The sequence below is a fragment of the Verrucosispora sp. SN26_14.1 genome, assembly GCF_004307965.1.
In the GTDB taxonomy this organism is placed as follows: domain Bacteria; phylum Actinomycetota; class Actinomycetes; order Mycobacteriales; family Micromonosporaceae; genus Micromonospora.
Genome location: NZ_SISL01000048.1, coordinates 1 through 22876 on the forward strand (window position 1 = coordinate 1; position 22876 = coordinate 22876).

A 22876-nucleotide genomic window follows, 5' to 3' on the forward strand; every position below is an offset into this window, starting at 1 on the left:
AATGTGTATAAGAGACAGCGCCCACGCCGTCCTGCTGGGCACCGACCCGGCCGACGGTGCCGTGCTGGCGACCACGCCGGGCCAGATCACGTTGACCTTCAACGAACCGGTCGCGGTCCGCCCGGGTGGCGTGCGGCTGCTCGACGCGGCCGGCGAGGAGCTGTCCGGCGACAGCCGGTCGGTGGACACCACGGTGGTCCTGACCGTGCCGCCGGAGTTGCCCGGCGGCACCTACATCGTCACGTTCCGGGTGATCTCCGCCGACAGCCATCCCGTATCGGGTGGGTTCAGCTTCGCGGTGGGCGCGCCGAGCAGTTCCGCCGTGGCGGTGCCGGAGAGCAGTCCGGGACGCGGGCTGGACGTGCTGCGTCAGGTCTTCGAGGCGCTCGCCTACCTCGGCCTGTTGGTCGGTGCGGGCGTACTCGTCTTCCTGCTGGTCCTGCTGCGCGCCGACGCGCCGGTGCTGCGGCGGCGGCTGCTGCGGCTGGCCGCCTGGTCGGTGGGGCTGACCGTGCTGGCGCGGCTGGTCCTGGTGCCGGCCGTCCCCGCCTGGCAGGACGGCCGGAACCTGGACGGACTGGTCGACCCCGCCCTCTGGACCGCCGGGCTCGGTGCGGAGGAGTCCCTCAGCTCCCTGTTGGTGCTGCTGGGTCTGGGTGCCGCCTGGTGGGCGACCGCTGCCGCCGGGCCGGCGCCTGCCACCGCATCGGCCGAGGACACACCGACGGCTGAGGGCTCACCGACAGCCGCAGGCACACCGACGGCCGACGCTACCGGTCCCGGCCGGCGGGCGGCGCTGACGGCCGTGGCGTTCGCCGGTGTCGTCCTCGCCTGGGGGGCGGTCGCCCTGGTCGGGCACACCCGCACCTATGGGCCGGCCTGGTTGGTCGTCCCGGCCGACGTGCTGCACGTGGTCACCGCCGGTGTGTGGCTGGGCGGGCTGGTGGCCCTGGCCTGGACGCTGGCCCGGTCGGCCGACCTGCCGCCGGGAGCGGCGGCGCGTACGGTGTCCGCGTTCTCGCGCACCGCCGCCGTCCTCGTCGGCCTGCTCGGCGTCGCCGGGGTGCTGCTCGGGTGGCGCATCCTGGGGTCCTGGGAGGCGCTGTGGGGCACGGCCTACGGTCTGGCCCTGCTGACGAAGGTCGGGCTGACCGTCGTGGTGCTGGCGGTGGCCGCACACAACCGTTTCCGGCTGGTGCCCCGGGTGGTGGCCACCGACCGCGACGAGGGACCTCCGGCGGCGTGGCGGCTGCTGCGCCGCTCGGTCCGTTGGGAGGCGGCGCTGCTGGTCGGTGTGGTCGCCGCGACCGGGTTCCTGGTCACGCAGAGCCCGGTCACCGACACCGGTACGCGTCCGCCGGCCGACGCCGGGGACCGTCCGATCGTGGCGGAGGCGCCGCTGGGGTCGGGTCGGGCCGTCGTCCGGCTGACCCCCGGGGTGGTAGGAGTGAACTCGATGGAACTGAATATCCTCGATGCGGCGGGCCAGCCGATCGCACCGGTCGACGACCCGAGGTTGACGGTCCAGTTGCCCGCGATGGACGTCGGTCCGCTGGAGCGGACGCTCTCGCCGACCGGGCCGGGCCGGTACGAGGCGGTCGTCGACCTGCCGCTCGCCGGTTCCTGGGTGGTCCAGGTCAGCGTGCGGACCTCCAAGTACGAGAGTCCGGTCGCCCGCGTCACGGTGGACGTCGGATGAGGTCGCGACGGTGGATCCGGGCGGCTGCCGTGGCGACCGGTGTCGTCGCGTACCTGGCGTGGGGGGCGGCGCCCGCAGCGGCGCACGTCGAGGTCGCGGAGGCGAAGCCGAACGGCGACGGCACCACGACCCTGACGTTCGCCTTCGACCACAGTTGTGACGACTCCCCCACCACCGAGCTGGTCGTCGCGCTGCCCGAGGGGGTGACCGCGACCGGCACGGTGGAACCGGAGGGGTGGTCCGCCGCGCTCTCCGGGGATCGAGTCACCTTCAGCGGGCCGGGGCGGGAGACCGCCGAGGTGGGCGTGACCACGCGGATCGTGGCCCAGGCGGGCGACACGTTGCACTTCCCGGTGCTGCAACGGTGCGCCGACGGCAACTCGCTCGACTGGATCGACCGCACCGCCGACAGCGACTACCCGGCGCCACGGTTGATCACGACCAACGCCGTGCTCGAGACCCCGCCGGAGGCGACCGTCGCACCGCCGGTCGCCGCTGGCGGCGGGACACCGTCGGAGGGCGGGGGCGCGACGCTGGGCCAGGCGTTGACCGTGGTGGTCGTGTTCGTCGTGCTCGCCGCCGGGGCGGGTCTCCTGGTCGCCCGTCGTCCTGCGTAGGGCATCGGCGGGCTCTGCGTGCCCGTACGGTCTTTCGGAACGGGAGGGGCCCCGGTCGATCGTCGACGATCGGCCGGGGCCCCTGCGGTGCGACGTGGATCAGGCCAGGTCGAACCGGTCGAGTTCCATCACCTTGGTCCAGGCCGCGACGAAGTCGGCCACGAACTTGCCGTGGGCGTCGTCGCTGGCGTAGACCTCGGCCAGCGCCCGGAGCTGCGAGTTGGAGCCGAAGACGAGGTCGACCGCGGTGGCGGTCCACTTCACCTCGTCGGTGGCCAGGTCGCGGATCTCGTACACGTTCTCCTCGGACTCCGACGCCTTCCACCGGGTGCCCGGGGAGAGCAGGTTGGCGAAGAAGTCGTTGGTGAGCACGCCGGGCCGGTCGGTGAGGACGCCGTGGCGGCTGTCGCCGACGTTGTTCCCGAGGGAGCGCAGGCCACCGATCAGGGCGGTCATCTCGGGCGCGGTCAGGTTGAGCATGTAGGCCCGGTCGACGAGCAGGACCTCCGGCTGGGTCTTCTCACCCGGGCGCAGGTAGTTGCGGAACCCGTCGGCACGCGGCTCCAGGACCCGGAACGACTCGACGTCGGTCTGCTCCTGGCTGGCGTCGGTGCGACCCGGGTGGAACGGGACGGTGATCTCGACCCCGGCGTCACGCGCCGCCTTCTCGACGGCGGCCGAGCCGGCCAGCACGATCAGGTCCGCCAGGGAGATCTTCGCGCCACCTGCGGAGTTGAACTCCCGCTGGATGTCCTCCAGGGTCTTCAGCACCGCGGCGAGCTGCTCCGGCTGGTTGACCTCCCAGCTGCGCTGCGGCTCGAGACGGATCCGGGCACCGTTGGCGCCGCCCCGCTTGTCGGTGTAGCGGAAGCTGGCGGCCGAGGCCCACGCGGTGGAGACGAGCTGGGCGGTGCTCAGCCCGGACTCCAGGACCTTGGCCTTGAGGGCGGCGACGTCGGCGTCACCGACCAGCTCGTGGTCGACGGCCGGGACCGGGTCCTGCCAGAGCTGGGCCTCGGGGACCCACGGGCCGAGGAAGCGGCTGACCGGACCCATGTCGCGGTGCAGCAGCTTGTACCACGCCTTGGCGAAGGCGAGCGCGAACTCGTCGGGGTTCTCCAGGAACCGGCGGGAGATCCGCTCGTACGCCGGGTCCACGCGCAGCGACAGGTCCGTCGTCAGCATGGTGGGCTTGTGCTTCTTCGACGGGTCGTGGGCGTCCGGGATGATCGCCTCGGCGTCCTTGGCGACCCACTGCTTGGCGCCACCCGGGCTGGTGGTCAGCTCCCACTCGTAGCCGAAGAGGATCTCGAAGAAGCGGTTGCTCCACTCGGTCGGCCGGTCGGTCCAGGTGACCTCGAGGCCGCTGGTGATCGTGTCGGCGCCCTTGCCGCTGCCGTGCGTGCTCAGCCAGCCCAGGCCCTGCGTCTCCAGCGGGGCGCCCTCGGGCTCGGGGCCCACGTGGTCGTCGGCGACGCCGGCACCGTGGGTCTTGCCGAACGTGTGGCCACCGGCGATGAGCGCGACCGTCTCCTCGTCGTTCATCGCCATCCGGGCGAAGGTCTCCCGGATGAAGTGCGCCGCCGCCAGCGGGTCCGCGTTGCCCCGGGGGCCCTCGGGGTTGACGTAGATCAGGCCCATCTCGGTCGCGCCGACGCCCTGGGACATCTCCTGCTCGGAGACGTAGCGCTCGTCACCGAGCCAGGTGTCCTCCGGCCCCCAGAAGATCTCCTCGGGCTCCCACACGTCGGGGCGGCCGAAGGCGAAGCCGAAGGTCTTGAAGCCCATCGACTCCAGGGCCACGTTGCCGGCGAGCACGAGCAGGTCGGCCCAGGAGATCTGCTGGCCGTACTTCTGCTTGACCGGCCACAGCAGGCGGCGGGCCTTGTCCAGGTTGGCGTTGTCCGGCCAGCTGTTGAGCGGGGCGAACCGCTGCCCGCCGTCACCCGCGCCGCCACGGCCGTCCTCGATGCGGTACGTGCCGGCGGCGTGCCAGCTCATCCGGATCATCAGACCGCCGTAGTGGCCGAAGTCGGCCGGCCACCAGTCCTGCGAGGTGGTGAGGACCTGGGTGATGTCCCGCTTGAGCGCCTCGACGTCGAGCTTGGCGAACGCCTGCGCGTAGCTGAAGTCGGCGCCGAGCGGGTTGCCCTTCGACGAGTGGGCGTGCAGCACCGAGAGGTCGAGCTGGTTGGGCCACCAGTCCCGGTTGGTGTGCGGGCGACCGCCGGTCTTCGGGGTGGGCGAGTCGATCGCCGGGTTCTCGCTCTCGCTGCCGTGCGCGGTCACCGAGTCGTGCGCGACCGGGCAGCCGGACTCGGCCTTCTTGTCCACGCCCTGGGCACTCGACGGACCGTCGTGCTGTGGGTTACTCAATGTGCTTCCTTCCGACCTGGCGGATCACTGGTGGTGCGTGTCACTGGTGGTGCGTGCGGTCGCAGTCGGGGCAGGTGCCCCAGTAGACGACCTCCGCCTCGTCGACCACGAAGCCGTGGTCGTCGGAGGCGGTGAGACAGGGTGCGTCGCCGACGGCGCAGTCCACGTCGGCGATCGCGCCGCAGGAGCGGCAGACGACATGGTGGTGGTTGTCCCCGACCCGGGACTCGTATCGGGCGACGGCTCCGGCGGGCTGGATGCGCCGCACCAGACCGGCGTCGGTCAGCGCCCGCAGCACGTCGTAGATGGCCTGGTGGGACACGGTGGGGTGGTCGGCCCGGACCAGCCGGGTCACCGCGTCGGTGTCGACGTGCGGGTGGTCCCGCAGCGCCGCGAGCACCGCCAGTCGGGGCCGGGTCACGCGCAACGAGACCGCGCGGAGCTGGGCCTCGAAGTCGGACGTCATGCCGGCCAACCTACTCCACTCTTTTGGAATCAATCAAGTTTGCTGACGCTCCGCACGCCCGTGTCACGGTCTGTTCGCGTCGGCCCTCGCGTGGGCGACGGGCGACGCCGGTGAGCACCGTCACAGAGGCAACGGACGGCGCACGGTGCCGGACACGGCGCCCTGCTCCGGGCGTGGCCGGAGCCACCATGGTGCGGGTTTCGCCGCCGACGCACCGGAAATCAGAACAGATTGGTCGAGCCGCCGGTTCCGCCAGGCCGGGAGCGCGCCTGAGGATGACGTGCAGACGCCCGAGGGCGTGGCTCACACCGGGACGGAGAGCGCAGATGAACCGAGACAGGACCGCCGACGGTACGGGCACCGGTGACCGGCGGCACCGGGTGGTGATCGTCGGATCCGGCTTCGGCGGCCTCTTCGCGGCCAAGGCGCTCCGCCGCGCACCGGTGGACGTGACGATGGTGGCGCGGACCACCCACCACCTGTTCCAGCCGCTGCTCTACCAGGTGGCCACCGGCATCCTCTCCCCCGGCGAGGTGGCGCCCGCCACCCGCGAGATCCTGCGTCGGCAGCGCAACGCCGAGGTCCTGCTCGGCGAGGTCACCGACATCGACCTGGAGACCCGGACGGTCACCGCGAACGCGCCGCTGACCACGTTCCGCGTCGAGTACGACAGCCTGATCGTCGCCGCCGGGGCGACGCAGTCGTACTTCGGCCACGACGAGTTCGCCGAGCACGCGCCCGGCATGAAGAGCATCGACGACGCGCTCGAACTGCGCGGACGGATCTTCGGGGCGTTCGAGCTGGCCGAGCTGGAGACCGACCCGGCGACGATCGCCCGGTGGATGACGTTCGTGGTGGTCGGCGCCGGATCCACCGGCGTGGAGATGGCCGGGCAGATCGCCGAGCTGGCGCACCGGACCCTGCCGGGCGAGTTCCGCCGCATCGACCCCCGCAAGGCCAGGATCATCCTGCTGGACGCCGGTGACTCGGTCCTCGGCACGTTCGGGGACCGGCTCTCCGGCAAGGCGTTGCAGCAGTTGCACCGCCTCGGTGTCGACGTGGAGCTGGGCGCCACGGTGGTGGGCGTGGACGACGACGGCATCGAGGTGGCCGACCGGGACGGCCGGCGACGGCGCATCGAGTGCCGGACGAAGATCTGGGCGGCCGGGGTGTCGGGGTCACCGCTGGGCGCGCACCTGGCCTCCCGGGCCGGGGCCGAGACCGACCGGGCCGGTCGGGTCAAGGTCGAGCCGGACCTGACCCTGCCCGGGCGTCCCGAGGTGTTCGTCGTCGGCGACCTGATGTCGCTGGACCGGCTGCCGGGTGTGGCGCAGGTGGCCATCCAGGGCGGGCGGTACGCGGCCCGGCAGATCCTGCGCCGGCTGCGGGGCGAGCCGGCGGATCAGCCCTTCCGGTACCGCGACAAGGGCAGCATGGCGACCATCTCGCGCTTCTCGGCGGTGGCCACCGTCGGTCGGCTGCGGTTGGCCGGACTGACCGGGTGGCTGCTCTGGCTCGCCGTGCACCTGTTGTACCTGGTCGGCTTCAAGAACCGGGTCACCGCCGTACTGCACTGGTTCGTCAGCTTCATCGGTCGGGGCCGCTCCGAGCGGACCGTGACGTTGCAGCAGGTGCTGGCGCGTACCGCGTTGCGGGAGGCCACCGAGTCCGCCACGCCCGCGGTGACCGCGGCCGCCACCGGGTCGGACGGGTCGACGGGTACCGACGTACCCGGGCAACGGGCGGCCGTGCCGGGACCGGAGGCCGCGCGGCACGGCGCGCCGGAGCAGCCGACCGGCTGACTCCGGCACCGACGCGGATGGTCAGATCGGGAAGTGCCCCCGACGCCAGTGCCAGTGGCGCCCCGCGCGCAGGTGGTCGACGACCGCGCGGTGCAGCACGGTGCGGCGCGGCAGGTCGCCCAGGGGCGTGCTCAGGCTGCGGAACACGAACCGCCGTACCTCGACATCGGCGTCCAGTCCCTCCGGCTCCTCGTAGGGCTCCAGGGTGAACCGGCGCTGGAACTGGACGATGTGGGAGTCCTCCGGCAGGTACTCCCGCAGTTGCGGGTCGAGCAGCCACGAGCCGCAGGAGAACGCCGTGTACTCCTCGTCGGGGAAGTGGCGCGGAAAGAAGACGCGGGCCCGGTCGAGCGAGTCGTCGACCGCCTGCGGGCTCAGCGGCCCCGACTCGGGGACGTGCAGGCCGATGGTGTCGCCGCGTTGGTGCTGCAACCGGCCCAGCTCGTAGACGCTGCCGCGCGCGTGCAGGGTCAACCAGCTCTGCATGACCGGCCAGCCCTCGCGGTGCATCCGCCGGTCGATCGCGAGGTTGCGGCCCAGGTCCGCCAGGGTCGTCCAGGACACCGCGTCGGGGACGCCGTGGTCGCGGTGGAAGGCCCGCACCACGTCGAGCAGGGCCAGGTACGCGTACACGTACAGGTGCCGCCAGGCCGGTCCGCGATCGCGGGGCACCTCCGGGCCGGGCGGCAGCCACTCGTGGCCGCCGAGGTCGGCGCGGACCAGGGCGATCGAACGGTCGAGCAGCCACCGCAGCTCCGGGGTCCACAGCGCCGAGTCGGGATCGGGCCAGCCGGCCAGGATCTCGGCGGCGTCGTCCGGGCGTACGGCGAGCCGGTCCAGGATCTCGGGCGCGTCGGCCTTCGCGGGCAACGGGGCCGACGGCCGGTCACCGGCGAGCCGATCGACACGCGTGACGTCCTCGACGGGTACGCCGAGCCGGGCGGCGATGTCCTCCAGGTCCACATCGACGAACCTACTCAGCGAGGTGACCGCCGCAAGCCCCGGCGACGCGCCTGCCCCGACCGCCACGGGCACCGGGGCGGCCCGCAGTCCGGCCGGCTGGACGAAGACGGCGCGACGCTCGACCGCCTCACCCCGGGCGTCCGAGATGACCCGCGAGGAGATACAGCGAGGCGTGGCCGTACGCCTTGGTCGACAAGCTCTCCTGACACGTCTCACGCCACGCGCTCCACAGTTCGACGTACTGTGCTCGACGAGTCCACCGAAGCGCAGTCCCGCAAGCTCATCGCATCGATCGCGGAGGAACAGACATGACGGCACTGAGGTGGAAGAAGAGCACGCGCAGCAACGGGGGCGGCAACTGCGTCGAGGTTGCCACCCCGTCCCAGATCGTCATGGTCCGCGACAGCAAGGATCGGCAGGGGTCGCCGCTGTCCTTCACCGCCGACCAGTGGACCGGCTTCGTCCGGGGCATCAAGGCCGGCCGTTTCGACGCCTGAGCATACGAGTGTGGTGACAATCGGTCACCACACTCGCCCACTACCACCTTCCACAGCGCTGCCCGGCACCAAGCCGAGTGATCGACCCGGCACCGCGTGCCTCAGGACAGCGGAACGACGTAGGAGTCGACGCGGGCGATGAACCCGTCGTGGAACGTGAACAGATCGTTGAAGGCGAAGCGGAACGGCCCGTGATCGACGCTGGTGCCACGTCCCTCGCCGGTGGCGACGACGACCGGGCCGTCCTCGTAGACACGCTGCACGTCGAGTTCGGGGCTGCCGGTGAAACCCGGGTTCTCGATCTCGCCGTCGAACGCCGTCTTGCCGTGGGTGGTGCGGTGGCCGTGGATGACCCATTCGACGTCGTCGCTGAGGGTCGCGAGGATTCGCCGGTGGTCGCTCGTCCGGAATCCCTCGAAGTACTCCGCGACGAGGTGGCGTTGGGTCTGCTGGGTCATCGGGTGCTCCGTCCTGGCATGACATCGGAATGGTGCAAGTGAGTGGCTAGTGCGTCGAGAATCGAGGCCAGCCCGTCGGCTGCCTGGGCCGTCCGCAGTTCGGGCGGCAGTCGGCGCTGGTGAACCGTGAGATCCGCGCCGCCGTCGGCAGGGTGAACGGTGACGGTGGTCCGCAGGCCCGTGGTGGACTCGTCGAACACGAGCCGGTGCGGTGCGTCGACGCTCACATAGACGAACCGGAGCCGCCGGGTCGCGCCGTTCGGCCCACGGGTGTCGAGCGCGAACTCTCCACCGGGACGCAGGTCGACGGTCACCGACTCGGGCGGCACGGTGGCGTGCGTACCGCCCCAGAACGCCGCGATGCCGGACGGCGAGGTGAAGGCGACCCAGACCCGCTCCGGTGCCGCCGGGAGACGCCGCCGTGCGATCAGTTCGTCGCCGTGCAGTTCCGCGCGGGCGGTCATCGTGGCGCTCCGTCGTCGGCGAGGTGCTGCGCCAGGACGTCGAGCCGGTCGTCCCAGATGCGGCGCTGATCGTCGATCCACGTGCTGAGCTGCGACAGGTGGTCGACCCGGAGCCGACACGGACGCTTGGTGCCCTCGCGCCGCTGCTCCACGAGACCGCACCGCCGCAGGACACCGACGTGGTGCGAGATCGCCTGCGGGGTCATGGCGAACGGCGCGGCGAGTTCACCCACCGTGGCATCACCCTGTGCGAGGCGAGCCACCAGGGCACGGCGGACGGGATCACCGAGTGCGGCGAAGGCCGAGTCGAGGTCAGGCCCGGGTGCGACGAGCGAGGCTGGCATGACACCAACCCTAATACAAGCCACTGTTTGCACAAGCACTTGCTTGCCAATACGCCGTCGACGGGCAGGCGTCACTCTGGCGGAGAAGGCCGGGTGTCAGTGCCCGGCGTCGTCGGTGCGCGGTCGGGCACCGGCGACGAAGACGTCGAGCGTCGGTCCGTGCAGCACGTCGCCGGGTACCGGGTCACGGCGTGCCCGCTGCGTCAGGCGCGCCACCGGCAGCCGACCCGGGCTCCTGGCCGCCGCGAGCACCAGGTTGCCGTACCGCCGGCCGCGCAGCATCCGCCGGTCGGCGACGACGCAGACGTCGGCGAAGACCGCGCGCAGGGTGGCCGCCTGTACCCGGGCGAGGACCAGCGGCGGCAGGTCGGTGACGTTGACCAGGTAGACGCCGCCCGGCCGCAGCGTCCGGGCGACCTCGGCGGCGAACGCCACGGTGGCCACGTGCGGCGGCATCCGGGCCGCCCGGTAGATGTCCGCGAACACCATGTCGTACGCGTCGGCGGGGGCTTCGGTGACGGCCTCGCGCGCGTCGTCCACCCGGATCTCGACCCCGGGCTGCCGCAGCGGCAGGTCCCGGGTCACCAGGTCGACCACGGCAGGGTCCCGCTCGACGACCACCTGTGCCGAGCCGGGCCGGGTCGCACCGACGTAGCGCGGCAGGGTCAGCGCGCCGCCGCCCAGGTGCAGCACGTCGAGCGGATCACCGGCCGGCGCGGCGAGATCGGCCACGGCGGCCATCCGACGCACGTACTCGAAGTGCAGGTAGGTGGGGTCGGCGAGATCCACGTACGACTGCTCGACGCCACCGGCCAGAAGCGTGCGCCCGGTGGGCCGGGTCGGGTCGACGACCAGCTCCAGCCGGTCGTCGGTGGCCTCCATGAGCAGGCAGGCTAGTCGACCCGGCGATGCCGCACCCGCACGACCCGGCGGCGTCAGCTCCCGAGCATCGGCGGGCGGTCGCTGTTCAGGTGGAAGGCGCGCTCCTCGGCCTCCTGGCGGGCCGCGACGAAGTCGCGTTGCCAGTCGGGAGCGCCGTCCGGGATGCGGGCGACCACGTTCTCACCGTGGATCCGGCCGTCGGCGTCGGTGAGGCTGACACCGACCACGGTGTGCCCACGCCCCGGGATGGCGTAGTGGCGCACCGTCCACCGCGCCGACACCTGCGCCGCGTGACGGCGACGTCGGGTGCCCGCCGTCAGCACCCCTCCGATGAGCGCAACGGCGGCCAGCACGACGAGGAGGACAGCCATGAACGCGATGATCCGCACCCGCCCGAGGGTACCCGGACTCCCGCCGGACCTGCACATAACGGCGACGCCACCCGCACCGCCCTCCCCTACTCACCTGGCAGGAGGGCCGCCCGCACCTCCGCGTCGTGGGCGCCGAGCGCCGGGCCGGGCCAGCGGATCGTGCCGGGGGTGGCCGACAGGCGTGGTGCCACGTTCTGCATCGGGATGGGACCGAGGTCGGGATCGGGCACCCGCACGATGCTCTCCCGCGCCTGGAACTGCGGGTCGTCGAGCATGTCGCGGGCGGTGTACACCCGGCCGGCCGGCACCCCGTGCTGCTCCAGGACCGCCAGGATCTCGTCGGCCCGGTGGTGCGCGGTCCAACCGGCGATCAGGTCGTCGAGCTCACGCTGGCGTACGCCACGGGCGGCATGGGTGGCGTACTCCGGCGAGGTGGCCAGGTCGGGTCGTCCCATGGCGGCGGCGAGGCGGCGGAACACGGTGTCCTGGTTCGCCGCGACGAGCACGAAGTCGCCGTCGGAGGTCGGGTACACGTTGGACGGTGCGATGCCGGGGAGCACGGCACCGGAACGCTGCCGCGTGACACCCGCGATGGCGTAGTCGGCCACCAGCGCCTCGGTCATGGCCAGCACGGACTCGTAGATGGAGACGTCCACGACCTGGCCGGCGCCGGTGCGCTGGCGGGCGTAGAGCGCGAGGAGGGCGCCGTACGCGGCGTGCATCCCGGCGAGCATGTCCCCGATCGACAGTCCGGTACGGCTCGGCGGCCGGTCCGGGTCGCCGACGAGGTGCCGCAGGCCGCCCATCGCCTCACCGATCGAGCCGTACCCGGCCCGGGTGGCGTACGGCCCGGTCTGGCCGAAGCCGCTGACCCGGATGAGGATCAGTCGCGGGTTGGCAGCGGACAGCTCGTCCCAGCCGAGCCCGTAGCGCTCCAGGGTGCCTGGTCGGAAGTTCTCCACCAGGACGTCGGCCTGTGCGACGAGCGCGAGGACGAAGGCCCTGCCGTCGGCGGACTTCAGGTCGGCGGTCACGCTGCGCTTCCCGCGCGCGATCACGCTCCACGACAGCGACCTGCCGTTCTTGCTGTGGCCCCAGTGACGCATCGGGTCGCCCTGGTCGGGCTGTTCGACCTTGACGACGTCGGCGCCGAAGTCGGCCATCAACTGGCCGCAGAACGGTCCGGCGATGAGCTGGCCGAGTTCGACGACCCGGACCCCGTCCAGCGCCGGTATCTGCTGCTGCATCGATGTTGCCCTTCAGTCGATCCGGCGGAGTGAGGTGCGGTACCGGCGTGCCGACTCGACGTAGCGCGCGGCGTTGATCCGCAGGACGTCGGCATCGGGCGGGGTGTCGCGGATCGACACCGGCACGCCGAGTGCCATGGTGCGGGGCGGGACGACGAAGCGGGGTGGCACCAGCGCCGCCGCGCCGACCAGCGCGCCGGCACCGACCACGGCATCGGCGAGCACGACGGCCTGCGAACCGACGAGCGCGTCGTCCTCGACGACGCAGCCTTCCAGGTGGGCGAGGTGCCCGATGACGCAGCGCTCGCCGACCCGGGTGGCGTGGCGCTCGCTGGCGTGGACGACAGTGCCGTCCTGGACGTTCGTGCCCGCGCCGATGACGATCTCGTTGCCGTCACCGCGCAGCACCGCGCCGGGCCACACCGAGGTGTCGGCTCCGAGGCGGACACGGCCGATCACGACCGCGTCCGGGTGGACGTACGCGGAGGGGTCGATGTCGGGGACCAGGTCCCCGAGGGCGTAGATCGGCACGGGTCACAGCTCCAGGGACTTGCTGATGATGCTCTTGAGGACCTCGCTGGTGCCGCCGTAGATGCGGGTGACCCGCGCGTCGGCGTACATCCGGGCGATCGGGTACTCGGTGACGTAGCCGTAGCCGCCGTGCAGTTGCAGGCACCGGTCGACGACGCGGCCCTGCATCTCGGTGCAGAACAGCTTCGTCTTGGCCGCGTCGGCCGGGGTCAGTTCCCCGTCCAGGTGCGCCCGCACCGCCGTGTCGAGCAGGGCCTGCCCGGCCTCCAGTTCGGCCGCCATCGCGGCCAGCTCGAACTTGGTGTTCTGGAAGTGCCCGAGCGGGCGGCCGAAGACCGTCCGCTCGCGGACGTACCGGATGGTGTGTTCGTGAGCGGTGGTGGCCTGCGCGACGGCGCCGACGGCGATCGCGAGGCGTTCCTGGGCGAGGTTGTGCGTGAGCGCGGTGAAGCCGGCGCCCTCCGGCCCGAGCCGGTTGGCGACGGGGACGCGCGCCCCGTCGAAGGCCAGCTCCACGGTGTCCTGGGTGGCGAGTCCGATCTTGTGCAGTCGACGCCCGACGGTGAAGCCCGGCGTGCCCTTCTCCACGACGAGCAGGGAGAGCCCGGCCCGGCGGTCGTCCGGTTCCCGTCCGGTGCGGACCACCACGACCACGAGATCGGCCAGTTCCCCGCCGGTGATGAACGTCTTCGCACCGTCGACCACGTAGTGGTCGCCGTCGCGGACCGCGACCGTGCTGATGCCGGCGAGGTCGGAGCCGACGCCGGGTTCGCTCATCGCGATCGCGGTGTACAGGTCACCGGAGGCCAACCCGGGGAACCACCGCTCCCGCTGGCCCTCGTCGGCGAAGGCGAGCAGGTACGGCAGCACGATGTCCAGGTGGGTACGCAGACCGCCGAGGGTGACCACGGCGCGGGCGGTCTCCTCCTGGATCACCACGTTGTAGCGGTAGTCGACGGTGCCCGCTCCGCCGTACTCCTCCGGGACGGAGAATCCCATCACCCCCACCGCGCCCAGGGTGCGGAACAGGTCGCGGGGCACGATGCCGTCCTCGCACCACTGCTGGTGGTACGGCGACACCTCCCGTTCGATCACCTTGCGGACCAGGTGCCGGAACTCCTCGTGTTCCGGTGCGAACAACGTGCGCCGCATCGGTCAGACGCTCTCTTCCTGTGCCGGCCGTTTGGCCTGGTCGTGGTCCTCCCAGAAGATGATCTTCCGGTTGAGCAGCGCGAGGATGCCGTGCACCGCCAGGCCGATCGCCGCCATCACCACCAGCAGCGCGAAGACCCCGTCGACGTGCAGTTGGGCGTTGCGCTGCAACAGCATGTAGCCCAGCCCCTGGGAGGAGCTGATGAACTCCCCGGTGATCGCGCCCAGCAGGCTGAACACGGCGGCGACCCGCAGACCGGCGAAGATGTACGGCAACGCCACCTTGACCCGCAGCATCCGGAACGTCTGCCACTCCGATGCCTGCAGCATCCGCATCAGGTCGCGTTGTTCGCGGGTGGAGGACTTGAGTCCCACGATGACGTTGACGAACACCGGGAAGAAGGCCAGCACGGTGGCCAGCGCGATCTTGGGTGCCATGCCGAAGCCGAACCAGGTGACCAGCATGGGCGCGATGGCGATCTTGGGGAAGTTCTGGAAGGCGATGATGTACGGGGAGAAGCCCTTCTCCAGAGGCGGGATGCGCACCAGGACCGCCGCGACGATGATCGCCGAGACCGAACCCAGCACGAACCCGATACCGAACTCGGAGACCGTCACCAGCAGGTTCCGGTACAACTCCGTGCCGGTGAGCATGATCCACAGTTCGTCGAGCACGTCCAGCGGCGGCGGCAGGATCAGTGGCTCCACACCGAAGATCTCGATGGCCGACACCCAGGCGGTGAGCGCGACGAGCGCGATCAACGGACTGACGATGAGCGTGGGGTACCGGCGCACGAGTGACCGGGACCGACGCCTGCGCGCGGCCGGCTGCTCGGGACCGGTCGCCCCGGCCTCGCCCTGGACGGGCTCGCTCCTGGTCACGGTCATCCCACCGCTCCTCGTGCATGCAGGTGTCCACGGATGTGGCTGGTCAGCCTCGACGCCTCCGGCGAGTCCATGACGTCGAACGTGCGGGGACGGGGCAGGTCGATCCGGACCTGGTCGAGGATCGTGCCGGGACGGCCGGAGAGCACCACCACGACGTCGCTGAGGAACACCGCCTCGGCGATCGAGTGCGTCACGAACAGCGTGGTGGCGCCGGTCTCCGACCAGATCCGCAGCAGTTCGGAGTTCATCGTCTCCCGGGTGAGGGCGTCGAGGGCACCGAACGGCTCGTCCATCAGCAGCAGGCTGGGCCGACTCATCAGGGCCCGGACGAGCGCGGCACGCTGCTGCATGCCGCCGGACAGCTCACGGGGGTAACGATGCTGGAAGCCGTCGAGACCGACCAGTTCCAGCAGGTCGGCAGCCCGTTGGCGGGCCTGGGGCGAGCGGTCCCGGGCGACGTCGGCCGGCAGCATGACGTTGCGGAAGATGGTCAGCCAGGGCAGCAGCACCGGCTGCTGGAACACCATGCCGAAGTCCCGTCGCGGCCCGTCGACCGGTGTGCCGGCCACCTTGGTCGTGCCACCGCTGCTGGTCTCCAGCCCGGCGACGATCCGGAGCAGGGTGGACTTGCCGCAGCCGCTCGGGCCGACCAGCGACACGAACGAGCCCTGCCGGACCTCCAGGTCGATGTCGGTCAGCGCGACCACGTCACCGGCGTTGGTGCGGAAGGTCTTCGACACCCCGCTGACCTCGATCCCGGGGGCCACGCCGACGGCACCCGGTCCGCTTGTGGATTGCATGGTCACGCTGACCTCCATCAGCTGGGTGCTGTCACGGCACGTACGGCCGCCTTGTCGAAGGTGTTGACGCCGGCGATCAGGGACCCGTCGTAGATCGCGCCGACCTCGACCGGCTTGGTGAGCTGCCCGTTCTCGGTGAGGTAGCCGACGATGTACTCCAGTTGGTCGGGGCGGATCGAGCCGTACTCGCCGTTGTCCGCCGCCTTGATGGCCTGTAGTCGGGCCGTCACCTGGGCCACGCCGGAGGCGATCACCGCCGCGTCGTCACCGGCGGGCTTGGTCTCCGGGAACTTGCGGTAGTGCAGCTTGACCGCTTCCTCGGGGTTGGCCTGCATCCACTCGGTGGCCTTGGCGACGCCCCTGGCCCACGCCTCCAGCGCGTCCTTCTTTCCGCTCATGTTGGACGTGGTGGTCGCCGCGACGACGCCGATGACGAGCTTGTCGTTGATCGCGCTGTCGAGCAGCTTCAGCTCGGTCCCGGCCTGCTGGAAGCCGACGACCGAGGTGTCGGTGTCGCTGACCGCGTCGACCTGACCGCTCCTGATGGCGTTGGCGGCCTGGGCGCCGGTGCCGATCGCGACGAACGTGATGCTGTTCGGGTCGACGCCGGCCTCGGCCGCACCGGCCTTGGTGAAGGTGACCGCACCGCTGGCGAGGTTCGGCACGCCGACGGTCTTGCCACCCAGGTCGCCGAGACCGTTGATCGCGCTGTTCGCGGGCACGGCGGTGACGACGATGCCTCGCTGGCTCAGCGAGTACGGGATCACGAAGGGCTGTCCCTCGGAGATCGGCGGGACGACCGCCTCGCCGGAGACGACGGCGACGTCGATCTGGTCACCGACCATCGCCGACAGCGCCACGGCGGTGCCCTCGATCCGGGTGATCTCGACCGTGAGCTTGTCCTCGCCCCAGAAGCCGAGCAGGTCGGGCAGCGAGGTGTACATGGCGGCACCGGGCGACAACACCGCTCCGGCGAATCCGAGGCGGAGCGTCATCTCGCCGTCGGCACCCGTGGTGCCGGAATCGTCGTCGCCACACGCGGTAAGAGGTAGGAGAGCGAGCGCGGCCACCATCGCCAGCGCCCTGCGCCTTTTCATCGTCGAAGCCACCGAATTCCTCCAAAGCCTGGAATAAATCCTGCGAATGCAGATGCGTGAGGGTCACAGGAAATGTGCTCGAAATCATCGTCACGGCCTGGGGAGCGGTGGTCAACGTACGATTCGGTCTACCGCATACCTAGTTCGACTGCACCCATAGCGGGGAAGTATCGGTCGCATTCGGCGACGCGCATGCGTCAGCTTGCGAGGCGGACCTGGCGACTCGCCGCGGCCGCGCGGGCGTCGCGGATCCGCGCGTCGACGGCGGCACCGGCGGCGACCAGACCGAGGCCGAGGTCCTGTTGCTCCTGTAGCGCGGTGACCCATCGTTTCGCGTCGGTGTGGATCACGCCGGTGAGGGCGTTGACGCCGACCGACCGGTCCCCCGGACGGCGGAGCAGCCGCAGCCGGCGGACCTGCGCGGGCGTGATCTCCTGGACCACCGCGCCTCGTGCCCGAGCCTCGATCGCCAAGCGCAGGGTCAGGAACGTCGAGCCGACCCCGGCCAGCACGAGCGGGATGGTGGAGGAGGTGCGGGCGACCTCCACGACGACCGTGGCGGCGACGCCCCGCGCCGCCATCGCCCGTTCCACGTCCGTCCAGGCCTGGCCCCGACGGTCACCGACGACCATCGGCACACCGGCGAGTTGTTCCAGCGGCACCGGCCCACCCGAGCAGGGCGTGCCGGGCGGCGAGACCAGCACGACGTGTTGCTCGCTGACCAGCAACTGCTCCAGTTCGTCGCAGACGATCAGGCCGGCGGTCAGGCCCAGCTCGCAGTCGCCGGAGCGGACGAGTTCGGCGACGCCGTCGTCACTCTCGCTCTCCTCGACCCGCACCACGGTGTCGGGATACTTGCGACGGAAGCGGCCGAGCCAGGGGGCGAGGGGGTCGGCGACGAGTCCCGCCCCGGCGGCGACGGAGATCTGCCCCGCGTGCAGTTCACGGACCCGCTGCACGGCGACCTGCGCCCGCTCCACCGAGCGGACGACCTGGCGGGCGGGGCCGACCAGGGCCTGCCCGGCCGGGGAGAGCACCAGCCCACGGCCGACGCGGAGGAACAGGTCGGTGCGCAGTTGCCGTTCCAGGCTGCGGATCGCCTGGGACAGCGACGGCTGGGACAGGTGCAGGGCCTTGGCCGCGCGGGTCACCCCGCCGTAGTCGTGAACGGCCAGGAAGTACTCGAGCTGACGAACCTCGATGCTGGTCATCCCGCACCTCACGCATCATCGCCGGGGGTTCTAGCCGGCGAGTGTTCCAGAATCAAGTCTGGTTTTCAACGGTTGCGTTAGCGCGCGATATCGCCGATAGTGCCTGGTCAGAGACAGCCGCAGCGATCAACGTCACGGAGAGACAGAACCGGTTCTGCTGCCGACCGACTCCGGCGGCAGGTCCAGCAACCGGCACGCCAGCGCGATCTCGAACCGCGCCTCGTCCGCCGAGAGCAGACCGGCGATCCAGTTGCGGGTGGCCGAGCCGAAGCAACCGGCCACCACCCGCAGCACCATCCACGCCTCGTACCCGGGGGTGCTGTCGTGGCCGTGCGCGATCACCGAGAGCAGCCGTAGGTGCATCTGCTGGACCTCGTCGTGGGTCTCGCGGTAGTCCGGGTTCGTGCCGATCAGCACCCGCGCCAACGCCGAGGTGACGTGCGGTTGACGCTGCTGCGCGGCGAACTCCCGCAACAGGTACGCGCTGACCCGCTCGCCCGCGGTCGAGCCGGCCAGGTCGATGTCGGCCTGCTGGACCCGGACCAGCGCCCGCTCGAACCGGGCCCGGGCCATCGCCAGGAGAAGATGGTCCTTGGACGGGAAGTAGCGGTACACCGTCGCCAGCGACACCCGCGCGTCCTCAGCGACCCGCTTCATCTGCAACGCGTCCTCGCCACCCGTGGCCAGCATCGCCGAGGCGCTGGCCAGGACGCGACTACGCCGGTCGTGCTGGGCCGGGGTGCGGGGCTGAGCCGGAGCTGCGACCACGCGCGACGCGGCTACCTTCACCGCGGAGGCTTTCACCGTCACGTCGGACATCGTGGCGACGGAACGGCCCGCCGTCCACTCCGCAGCACCGGACTTGTCCGTCATCGCCCCTCGAACCGGGCGGGGCGGCGTTCACGGAACGCCGCGATCCCCTCCTGCGCGTCCGCCGAGAGCCGGTTGATCGACTGGGCCATCGTCTCCGCGGCGAGGGACTCCTCGACGCCACGGGCGAACGAGTCGCGAAGCAGTTGCTTGGTGAGCCGGGTCGCGATCGGTGGGCCCGCCGCCAGTCGCGCGGCGAGGGCCTCGACCCGTCCGGGCAGTTCGTCCGGCTCCACGACGTCCTCCAGCAGACCCCACGCGTGGGCGCGGTCGGCGTCGACGATCTCCGGCAGCAGGCACAGCCGGGTGGCCAGGCGTGGCCCGACCAGCCGGGGCAACAGCCACGATGTGGCGAAGTCCGGCGACAGACCACGGGCCAGGAACATGGTGCCGAATCGTGCCCGCCTGCTGGCCACCACGAAGTCGCAGGCCAACGCCAGGCCGAAGCCGGCGCCGGCGGCGAGCCCGTCGACCTGTGCGATCGTCGGCTGCGGGAGCGACACCAGGGTCTGACAGGTGCGGGCGACGGCCGCGAGCTGCGCGTGCGGATGCGGCGCCCGGTCGCCGCCGTCAAGGTCGCCACCGCTGCAGAACGCCCCGGCGGTGCCGGTCACCACCACCACCCGGGCGTCGCCGGCCGCCGCCTCGCTCAGGGCCGCGCCCAGCTCGTCCCAGGCCGCATAGGTCATCGCGTTGCGTCGTGCCGGCCGGTCGATCGTGACGGTCAGCACCGGTCCGTCGCGGGTCACCCGCACCGCCTGCGCATCGGTGTCGCCGGACGCGGCCCCCGGGGCGGCCGGTCGGGCCGGCGGGACGCCGTGCTCCGGGGCGCTCACGTGGTCACCGCCAGGTCGGCGGCGAGTGCGGCACGGACCGTCTTTCCGGACGCGTTCTTCGGCAGCGCGGCGACGACCACGACCCGCGCCGGTGTCTTGTAGCCGGCCAGCCGGGACCGGCAGTGGGCCCGCAGCTCGTCGGGGTCGGGCACGGCACCGGGCCCGGCGACGACAGCCGCCACGACGATCTGCCCCCACCGCTGGTCCGGCAGGCCGACCACCGCCGCCTCGGCGACCGTCGGGTGGTCCACCAGCACGTTCTCGATCTCGGCCGGGAAGACGTTCTCGCCGCCGCGCAGGATCATGTCGTCGACGCGGCCGGCGAGATACAGGTAACCCTCGTCGTCCCGCCAGGCCATGTCTCCGCTGCGGATCCAGCCGTCGACCACCTTGGTGGCGGTGAGCTCGGGGTTCCCGACGTAGCCGCTCATCACCGTGTCGCTGCGCGTACGGATCTCGCCGACCGTGCCGACGCCGACCTCGTTGCCGTCCGCGTCGCACAACCGCAGGTCGACGCCGAACATCGGACGGCCGATCGAGCCGAGCAGGTGCGGCTGCCCGGCGAACGCGGCACGGTGGTCGGCCGGACGCAGGATCGTCTGGCCACCCCCCTCGGTGCCGGCGCCGAAGGTGTTGTACAGGTCGCAGCCGAACGTCTCGTGCAGCCGACGGACGAGCTCGGGAGGCATCGCGGAGCCGCCGTAGGCGATGCTGCGCAGGGCGGGGACCGCACCCGCGTCCGGATGGTCGAGCAGTGCGACGACCATGCTCGGCACCAGCAGGCACCGGGTCACCACGCCGCTACGCAGGCAGCCCAGCACCGCCGCCGCGTCGAACTGCGGGAGCAGCATGAGCGCCGCGCCCCGGGAGATCGCGTAGTAGAGCCAGCCCATCCCGGAGACGTGGAACAGCGGGGTGCCCGCGTACAGGCACTCCCCCGGCTGGAATCCCTGTTCGAGCACGCCCTTGGCGGTGTTCGCCTTGAGCATCCGCTGGGTCTGCGCGACCACCCGAGGGGTGCCGGTGGTCCCGCTGGTCAACATCCACAGCAACACGTCGTCGTCGCTGGTCGCGGCCGGCAGGCTGGCCGGGCCGGGCGGGTCGTGCGCGTCGCCGAACTCCTCGATCGAGGCGATCCCGGCCGACGGTCCGTCCAGGGTCAACACCAGGCGCAGCCCCGGTGCCGCAGCCCGCAGGTCGTCGAGCAGGTGTGCGTAGCGCGACTCCAGCACCAGCACGGCCGGGTCGGCCAGCGCCGTCAACGCGGAGAGCTCGGCAGCGGCGAGCCGGTAGTTCAGCGGCGCGCCGATCGTGCCCAGCTTGAGCGAGGCGAAGAGCGTCACCGCGTAGCCGACGCTGTCGGTGCCCAGGATCGCTATCCGTTCGCCCGGTGCGATGCCGGCCGCCCGTAACGCGCTCGCCAGCCGCGACGCGCGGGCCTCCAGGCCGGCGAACGTCAGCGCGACCCCGTCGGGGGTCCGCAACGCCGGTGCGTCCGGGTAGGCGTGCGCACTCATGGTGGGCCAGTCACCCGGTCCGACCGAGGCCAAGGATCTCACCGGCTCACTCCCGCAGAATGTGCTTCCGAATATGCCCGCGCCACTGCCACGGACGACGTTAGTCGGCACACAATCCGTGTCAAGACGAAGGCGCCGAACCGTCCGATAGGCATCCCCTATCTGTTCGGCGCAGAGGTGTATTGGACGTGGCCGCGTTTTACCGTAATCGTCAATGGCGTCAGTGGTGCAATGGCGGCAGGAGAACTGAACGTGAATCTGGACAAGGCCACCGTCGTGGTGACCGGTGGGGCCTCCGGGCTCGGCCTGGCCACCACACGCCGACTCGTCGCCGGAGGCGCGACCGTGGTGATGGTCGACCTGCCCACCGCGACCGAGGCCGGCACCGCCGAGGCGAAGGCGCTCGGCCCGGCCGCGACGTTCGTCGCCGCCGACATCACCAGCACCGAGGAGATGTCCGCAGCCGTGGACGTCGCGCGGGAGCGCGGGCCGGTACGGGGGTTGGTGCACTGCGCCGGCCGGGGCAGCGACCGCCTGCGCATCCTGGACAAGGAGGGTCGACCCGCGCCGATCGAGGGCTTCGCCGAGGTGGTCCGGGTCAACCTCGTCGGCACGTACAACGTGCTGCGTCTGGTCGCCGCGGCGATCGCGGAGGCCGAGCCGGTCGACGGGGAACGCGGCGCGTGTGTGCTCACCGCGTCGGTCGCCGCTTTCGAAGGTCAGATCGGCCAGGCGTCCTACACCGCCGCGAAGGCCGGGGTGCACGGGATCACGTTGGTCACCGCGCGGGACCTGGCGAGTCGGCAGATCCGGGTCAACACGATCGCGCCCGGGGTGTTCGACACCCCGATGCTGGGGCGGCTGCGCGACGACCTGCGCGCCGGGCTGGCCGCGAGCGTCCCGAGCCCGAAGCGGCTCGGCGCGCCCGACGAGTACGCGGCACTCGCGGTGCACATGCTCTCCAACGGCTACCTCAACGGTGAGACCGTTCGCCTCGACGGCGCGATCCGGATGGCGCCACGCTGATGGCCGGCGCTCCGCACGCACCAGCCGACGCGCCCGCCGTCCTCCTGCACCGCCACGGTCACGTCGCGGTCGTGACGGTGAGCCGGCCGCACCGACGCAACGCGATCAACCGGGTCACGGCGGAGGCGCTGGCCGAGACGTTCATCTCGCTCGACTCCGACGCGAGCGTCCGGGCCGTCGTGCTCACCGGCGCCGGTGGCACGTTCAGCGCCGGGATGGACCTGCGGGACTTCCCGGTCCAGGGCCGGCCGAGTGTGCCCGGCCGGGGGTTCGCCGGGTTCGTGCAGTCTCCGCCGCAGGTGCCGCTCGTCGCCGCCGTCGAGGGCTGGGCCCTGGGTGGCGGCTTCGAGATGGTGCTCGCCTGTGACCTGGTCGTGGCCGCCGAGGACGCCCGGTTCGGGCTGCCGGAGGTCACTCGCGGGTTGGCCGCCCGGGGCGGCGGCACGTTCCGGCTCCCCCGCCGGCTGCCCTACGCCCTCGCGATGGAGCTCGTCCTCACCGGCGCACCGATCGACGCCCCGCGCGCCGCCGGGTGCGGGCTGGTCAACCAGCTCACGCCGGCCGGTGGGGCGCTCGACGGGGCACTCCGGTTGGCGCAGACCATCGCCGCGAACGCACCGCTCGCGGTCGCCGCCAGTCTGCAGGTGCTGCGGCGCAGCCCGGACTGGTCCGACGACGAGGCGTTCGCCCGGCAGGACGAGTGGTTCGACCCGGTGTTCGCCTCGGCGGACGCGGCCGAGGGCGCGCGCGCGTTCGCCGAGC

Annotated in this window: 24 protein-coding genes; 6 read left to right on the top strand and 18 right to left on the bottom strand. The window is 71.7% G+C overall.

Going from position 1 to position 22876, the window contains the following annotated elements:
• Both EYA84_RS07510 and EYA84_RS07515 read left to right on the top strand, forming a co-directional pair.
• Nucleotides 1–1699: FixH family protein (locus EYA84_RS07510; protein ID WP_131052294.1), on the top strand; the 1699-nt coding region annotated here is incomplete at its 5' end.
• Nucleotides 1696–2316, top strand: coding sequence for a DUF1775 domain-containing protein (locus EYA84_RS07515; protein ID WP_131052295.1), 621 nt, complete (start codon nucleotides 1696–1698; stop codon nucleotides 2314–2316). The genes EYA84_RS07510 and EYA84_RS07515, both read left to right, overlap by 4 nt.
• Before the next feature lie 99 nt (nucleotides 2317–2415).
• On the opposite strand, the gene katG is transcribed toward EYA84_RS07515, so the two are convergent.
• Together katG and EYA84_RS07525 are read right to left on the bottom strand one after the other, a co-directional pair.
• Entirely contained in the window at nucleotides 2416–4692 is a 2277-nt protein-coding gene (gene katG, locus EYA84_RS07520) for a catalase/peroxidase HPI (RefSeq protein ID WP_131052296.1), read from the bottom strand.
• Between the two features lie 40 nt (nucleotides 4693–4732).
• The gene (locus EYA84_RS07525) at nucleotides 4733–5158 is read right to left on the bottom strand and encodes a Fur family transcriptional regulator (protein ID WP_131052297.1); all 426 of its coding nucleotides are present in this window, start codon (nucleotides 5156–5158) and stop codon (nucleotides 4733–4735) included.
• Between the two features lie 326 nt (nucleotides 5159–5484).
• Here EYA84_RS07525 and EYA84_RS07530 point away from each other — a divergent pair, with 326 nt between their 5' ends.
• Nucleotides 5485–6960, top strand: coding sequence for an NAD(P)/FAD-dependent oxidoreductase (locus EYA84_RS07530; protein WP_131052298.1), 1476 nt, complete (start codon nucleotides 5485–5487; stop codon nucleotides 6958–6960).
• Nucleotides 6961–6981: 21 nt separating this feature from the next.
• Here the strand turns inward: EYA84_RS07530 and EYA84_RS07535 are convergent, their stop codons facing one another.
• Complete coding sequence (locus EYA84_RS07535; protein ID WP_131052299.1) at nucleotides 6982–7923, bottom strand: acyltransferase domain-containing protein; 942 nt, start codon at nucleotides 7921–7923, stop codon at nucleotides 6982–6984.
• Between the two features lie 308 nt (nucleotides 7924–8231).
• Here EYA84_RS07535 and EYA84_RS07540 point away from each other — a divergent pair, with 308 nt between their 5' ends.
• Nucleotides 8232–8420: a DUF397 domain-containing protein gene (locus EYA84_RS07540; protein WP_131052300.1), complete on the top strand. Its 189-nt coding sequence runs from the start codon at nucleotides 8232–8234 to the stop codon at nucleotides 8418–8420.
• A 101-nt stretch (nucleotides 8421–8521) separates the two neighbouring features.
• Here EYA84_RS07540 and EYA84_RS07545 read toward each other — a convergent pair whose 3' ends face one another.
• The 15 genes from EYA84_RS07545 to EYA84_RS07615 all read right to left on the bottom strand — a co-directional run bounded on the left by EYA84_RS07545 (nucleotide 8522) and on the right by EYA84_RS07615 (nucleotide 21088).
• Nucleotides 8522–8878 carry a nuclear transport factor 2 family protein gene (locus tag EYA84_RS07545; protein ID WP_131052301.1) on the bottom strand — a complete coding sequence of 119 codons (357 nt, stop codon included), beginning with the start codon at nucleotides 8876–8878 and terminating at the stop codon, nucleotides 8522–8524.
• Entirely contained in the window at nucleotides 8875–9342 is a 468-nt protein-coding gene (locus tag EYA84_RS07550; RefSeq protein WP_131052302.1) for an SRPBCC domain-containing protein, read from the bottom strand. Before EYA84_RS07550 ends, EYA84_RS07545 begins: the two co-directional genes overlap by 4 nt.
• The gene (locus EYA84_RS07555) at nucleotides 9339–9686 is read right to left on the bottom strand and encodes a helix-turn-helix transcriptional regulator (protein ID WP_131052303.1); all 348 of its coding nucleotides are present in this window, start codon (nucleotides 9684–9686) and stop codon (nucleotides 9339–9341) included. Before EYA84_RS07555 ends, EYA84_RS07550 begins: the two co-directional genes overlap by 4 nt.
• Before the next feature lie 96 nt (nucleotides 9687–9782).
• Nucleotides 9783–10568, bottom strand: a complete 786-nt coding sequence (locus EYA84_RS07560) for a spermidine synthase (protein ID WP_131052304.1) — start codon at nucleotides 10566–10568, stop codon at nucleotides 9783–9785.
• Between the two features lie 53 nt (nucleotides 10569–10621).
• The gene (locus EYA84_RS07565; protein ID WP_131052305.1) at nucleotides 10622–10957 is read right to left on the bottom strand and encodes a hypothetical protein; all 336 of its coding nucleotides are present in this window, start codon (nucleotides 10955–10957) and stop codon (nucleotides 10622–10624) included.
• 68 nt (nucleotides 10958–11025) lie between these two features.
• Nucleotides 11026–12186: a CaiB/BaiF CoA-transferase family protein gene (locus EYA84_RS07570; protein ID WP_131052306.1), complete on the bottom strand. Its 1161-nt coding sequence runs from the start codon at nucleotides 12184–12186 to the stop codon at nucleotides 11026–11028.
• 12 nt (nucleotides 12187–12198) lie between these two features.
• Complete coding sequence (locus tag EYA84_RS07575; RefSeq protein ID WP_131052307.1) at nucleotides 12199–12717, bottom strand: gamma carbonic anhydrase family protein; 519 nt, start codon at nucleotides 12715–12717, stop codon at nucleotides 12199–12201.
• A 3-nt stretch (nucleotides 12718–12720) separates the two neighbouring features.
• Entirely contained in the window at nucleotides 12721–13869 is a 1149-nt protein-coding gene (locus EYA84_RS07580; protein ID WP_131052308.1) for an acyl-CoA dehydrogenase family protein, read from the bottom strand.
• 3 nt (nucleotides 13870–13872) lie between these two features.
• On the bottom strand, nucleotides 13873–14757 hold the full coding sequence (locus EYA84_RS07585) for an ABC transporter permease (RefSeq protein ID WP_131052309.1): 885 nt from the start codon (nucleotides 14755–14757) through the stop codon (nucleotides 13873–13875).
• The gene (locus tag EYA84_RS07590) at nucleotides 14754–15557 is read right to left on the bottom strand and encodes an ABC transporter ATP-binding protein (protein ID WP_131052317.1); all 804 of its coding nucleotides are present in this window, start codon (nucleotides 15555–15557) and stop codon (nucleotides 14754–14756) included. Before EYA84_RS07590 ends, EYA84_RS07585 begins: the two co-directional genes overlap by 4 nt.
• 17 nt (nucleotides 15558–15574) lie before the next feature.
• Nucleotides 15575–16654 carry an ABC transporter substrate-binding protein gene (locus EYA84_RS07595; protein WP_131052310.1) on the bottom strand — a complete coding sequence of 360 codons (1080 nt, stop codon included), beginning with the start codon at nucleotides 16652–16654 and terminating at the stop codon, nucleotides 15575–15577.
• 197 nt (nucleotides 16655–16851) lie between these two features.
• Entirely contained in the window at nucleotides 16852–17865 is a 1014-nt protein-coding gene (locus EYA84_RS07600) for a LysR family transcriptional regulator (protein WP_131052311.1), read from the bottom strand.
• Between the two features lie 132 nt (nucleotides 17866–17997).
• Complete coding sequence (locus tag EYA84_RS07605) at nucleotides 17998–18675, bottom strand: TetR/AcrR family transcriptional regulator (protein WP_161594924.1); 678 nt, start codon at nucleotides 18673–18675, stop codon at nucleotides 17998–18000.
• Nucleotides 18676–18734: 59 nt separating this feature from the next.
• Nucleotides 18735–19571 carry an enoyl-CoA hydratase/isomerase family protein gene (locus EYA84_RS07610; protein WP_131052313.1) on the bottom strand — a complete coding sequence of 279 codons (837 nt, stop codon included), beginning with the start codon at nucleotides 19569–19571 and terminating at the stop codon, nucleotides 18735–18737.
• Complete coding sequence (locus EYA84_RS07615) at nucleotides 19568–21088, bottom strand: class I adenylate-forming enzyme family protein (protein ID WP_131052314.1); 1521 nt, start codon at nucleotides 21086–21088, stop codon at nucleotides 19568–19570. Before EYA84_RS07615 ends, EYA84_RS07610 begins: the two co-directional genes overlap by 4 nt.
• 252 nt (nucleotides 21089–21340) lie before the next feature.
• Between EYA84_RS07615 and EYA84_RS07620 the strand changes: the two genes are divergently transcribed.
• Both EYA84_RS07620 and EYA84_RS07625 read left to right on the top strand, forming a co-directional pair.
• Nucleotides 21341–22114 (top strand): SDR family NAD(P)-dependent oxidoreductase, encoded by a 774-nt coding sequence (locus EYA84_RS07620; protein WP_131052315.1) that lies wholly within the window; start codon nucleotides 21341–21343, stop codon nucleotides 22112–22114.
• 71 nt (nucleotides 22115–22185) lie between these two features.
• A partial coding sequence (locus EYA84_RS07625; RefSeq protein WP_201272327.1) for a crotonase/enoyl-CoA hydratase family protein occupies nucleotides 22186–22876 on the top strand: 691 nt, incomplete at its 3' end.

Coding starts and splice junctions, on each gene's coding strand:
- EYA84_RS07515 (WP_131052295.1), top strand. CDS start 1,696: ATGAGGTCGCGACGGTGGATCCGGGCGGCTGCCGTGGCGACCGGTGTC.
- EYA84_RS07525 (WP_131052297.1), bottom strand. CDS start 5,158: ATGACGTCCGACTTCGAGGCCCAGCTCCGCGCGGTCTCGTTGCGCGTG.
- EYA84_RS07530 (WP_131052298.1), top strand. CDS start 5,485: ATGAACCGAGACAGGACCGCCGACGGTACGGGCACCGGTGACCGGCGG.
- EYA84_RS07540 (WP_131052300.1), top strand. CDS start 8,232: ATGACGGCACTGAGGTGGAAGAAGAGCACGCGCAGCAACGGGGGCGGC.
- EYA84_RS07545 (WP_131052301.1), bottom strand. CDS start 8,878: ATGACCCAGCAGACCCAACGCCACCTCGTCGCGGAGTACTTCGAGGGA.
- EYA84_RS07550 (WP_131052302.1), bottom strand. CDS start 9,342: ATGACCGCCCGCGCGGAACTGCACGGCGACGAACTGATCGCACGGCGG.
- EYA84_RS07555 (WP_131052303.1), bottom strand. CDS start 9,686: ATGCCAGCCTCGCTCGTCGCACCCGGGCCTGACCTCGACTCGGCCTTC.
- EYA84_RS07560 (WP_131052304.1), bottom strand. CDS start 10,568: ATGGAGGCCACCGACGACCGGCTGGAGCTGGTCGTCGACCCGACCCGG.
- EYA84_RS07570 (WP_131052306.1), bottom strand. CDS start 12,186: ATGCAGCAGCAGATACCGGCGCTGGACGGGGTCCGGGTCGTCGAACTC.
- EYA84_RS07580 (WP_131052308.1), bottom strand. CDS start 13,869: ATGCGGCGCACGTTGTTCGCACCGGAACACGAGGAGTTCCGGCACCTG.
- EYA84_RS07585 (WP_131052309.1), bottom strand. CDS start 14,757: ATGACCGTGACCAGGAGCGAGCCCGTCCAGGGCGAGGCCGGGGCGACC.
- EYA84_RS07590 (WP_131052317.1), bottom strand. CDS start 15,557: ATGCAATCCACAAGCGGACCGGGTGCCGTCGGCGTGGCCCCCGGGATC.
- EYA84_RS07595 (WP_131052310.1), bottom strand. CDS start 16,654: ATGAAAAGGCGCAGGGCGCTGGCGATGGTGGCCGCGCTCGCTCTCCTA.
- EYA84_RS07600 (WP_131052311.1), bottom strand. CDS start 17,865: ATGACCAGCATCGAGGTTCGTCAGCTCGAGTACTTCCTGGCCGTTCAC.
- EYA84_RS07615 (WP_131052314.1), bottom strand. CDS start 21,088: ATGAGTGCGCACGCCTACCCGGACGCACCGGCGTTGCGGACCCCCGAC.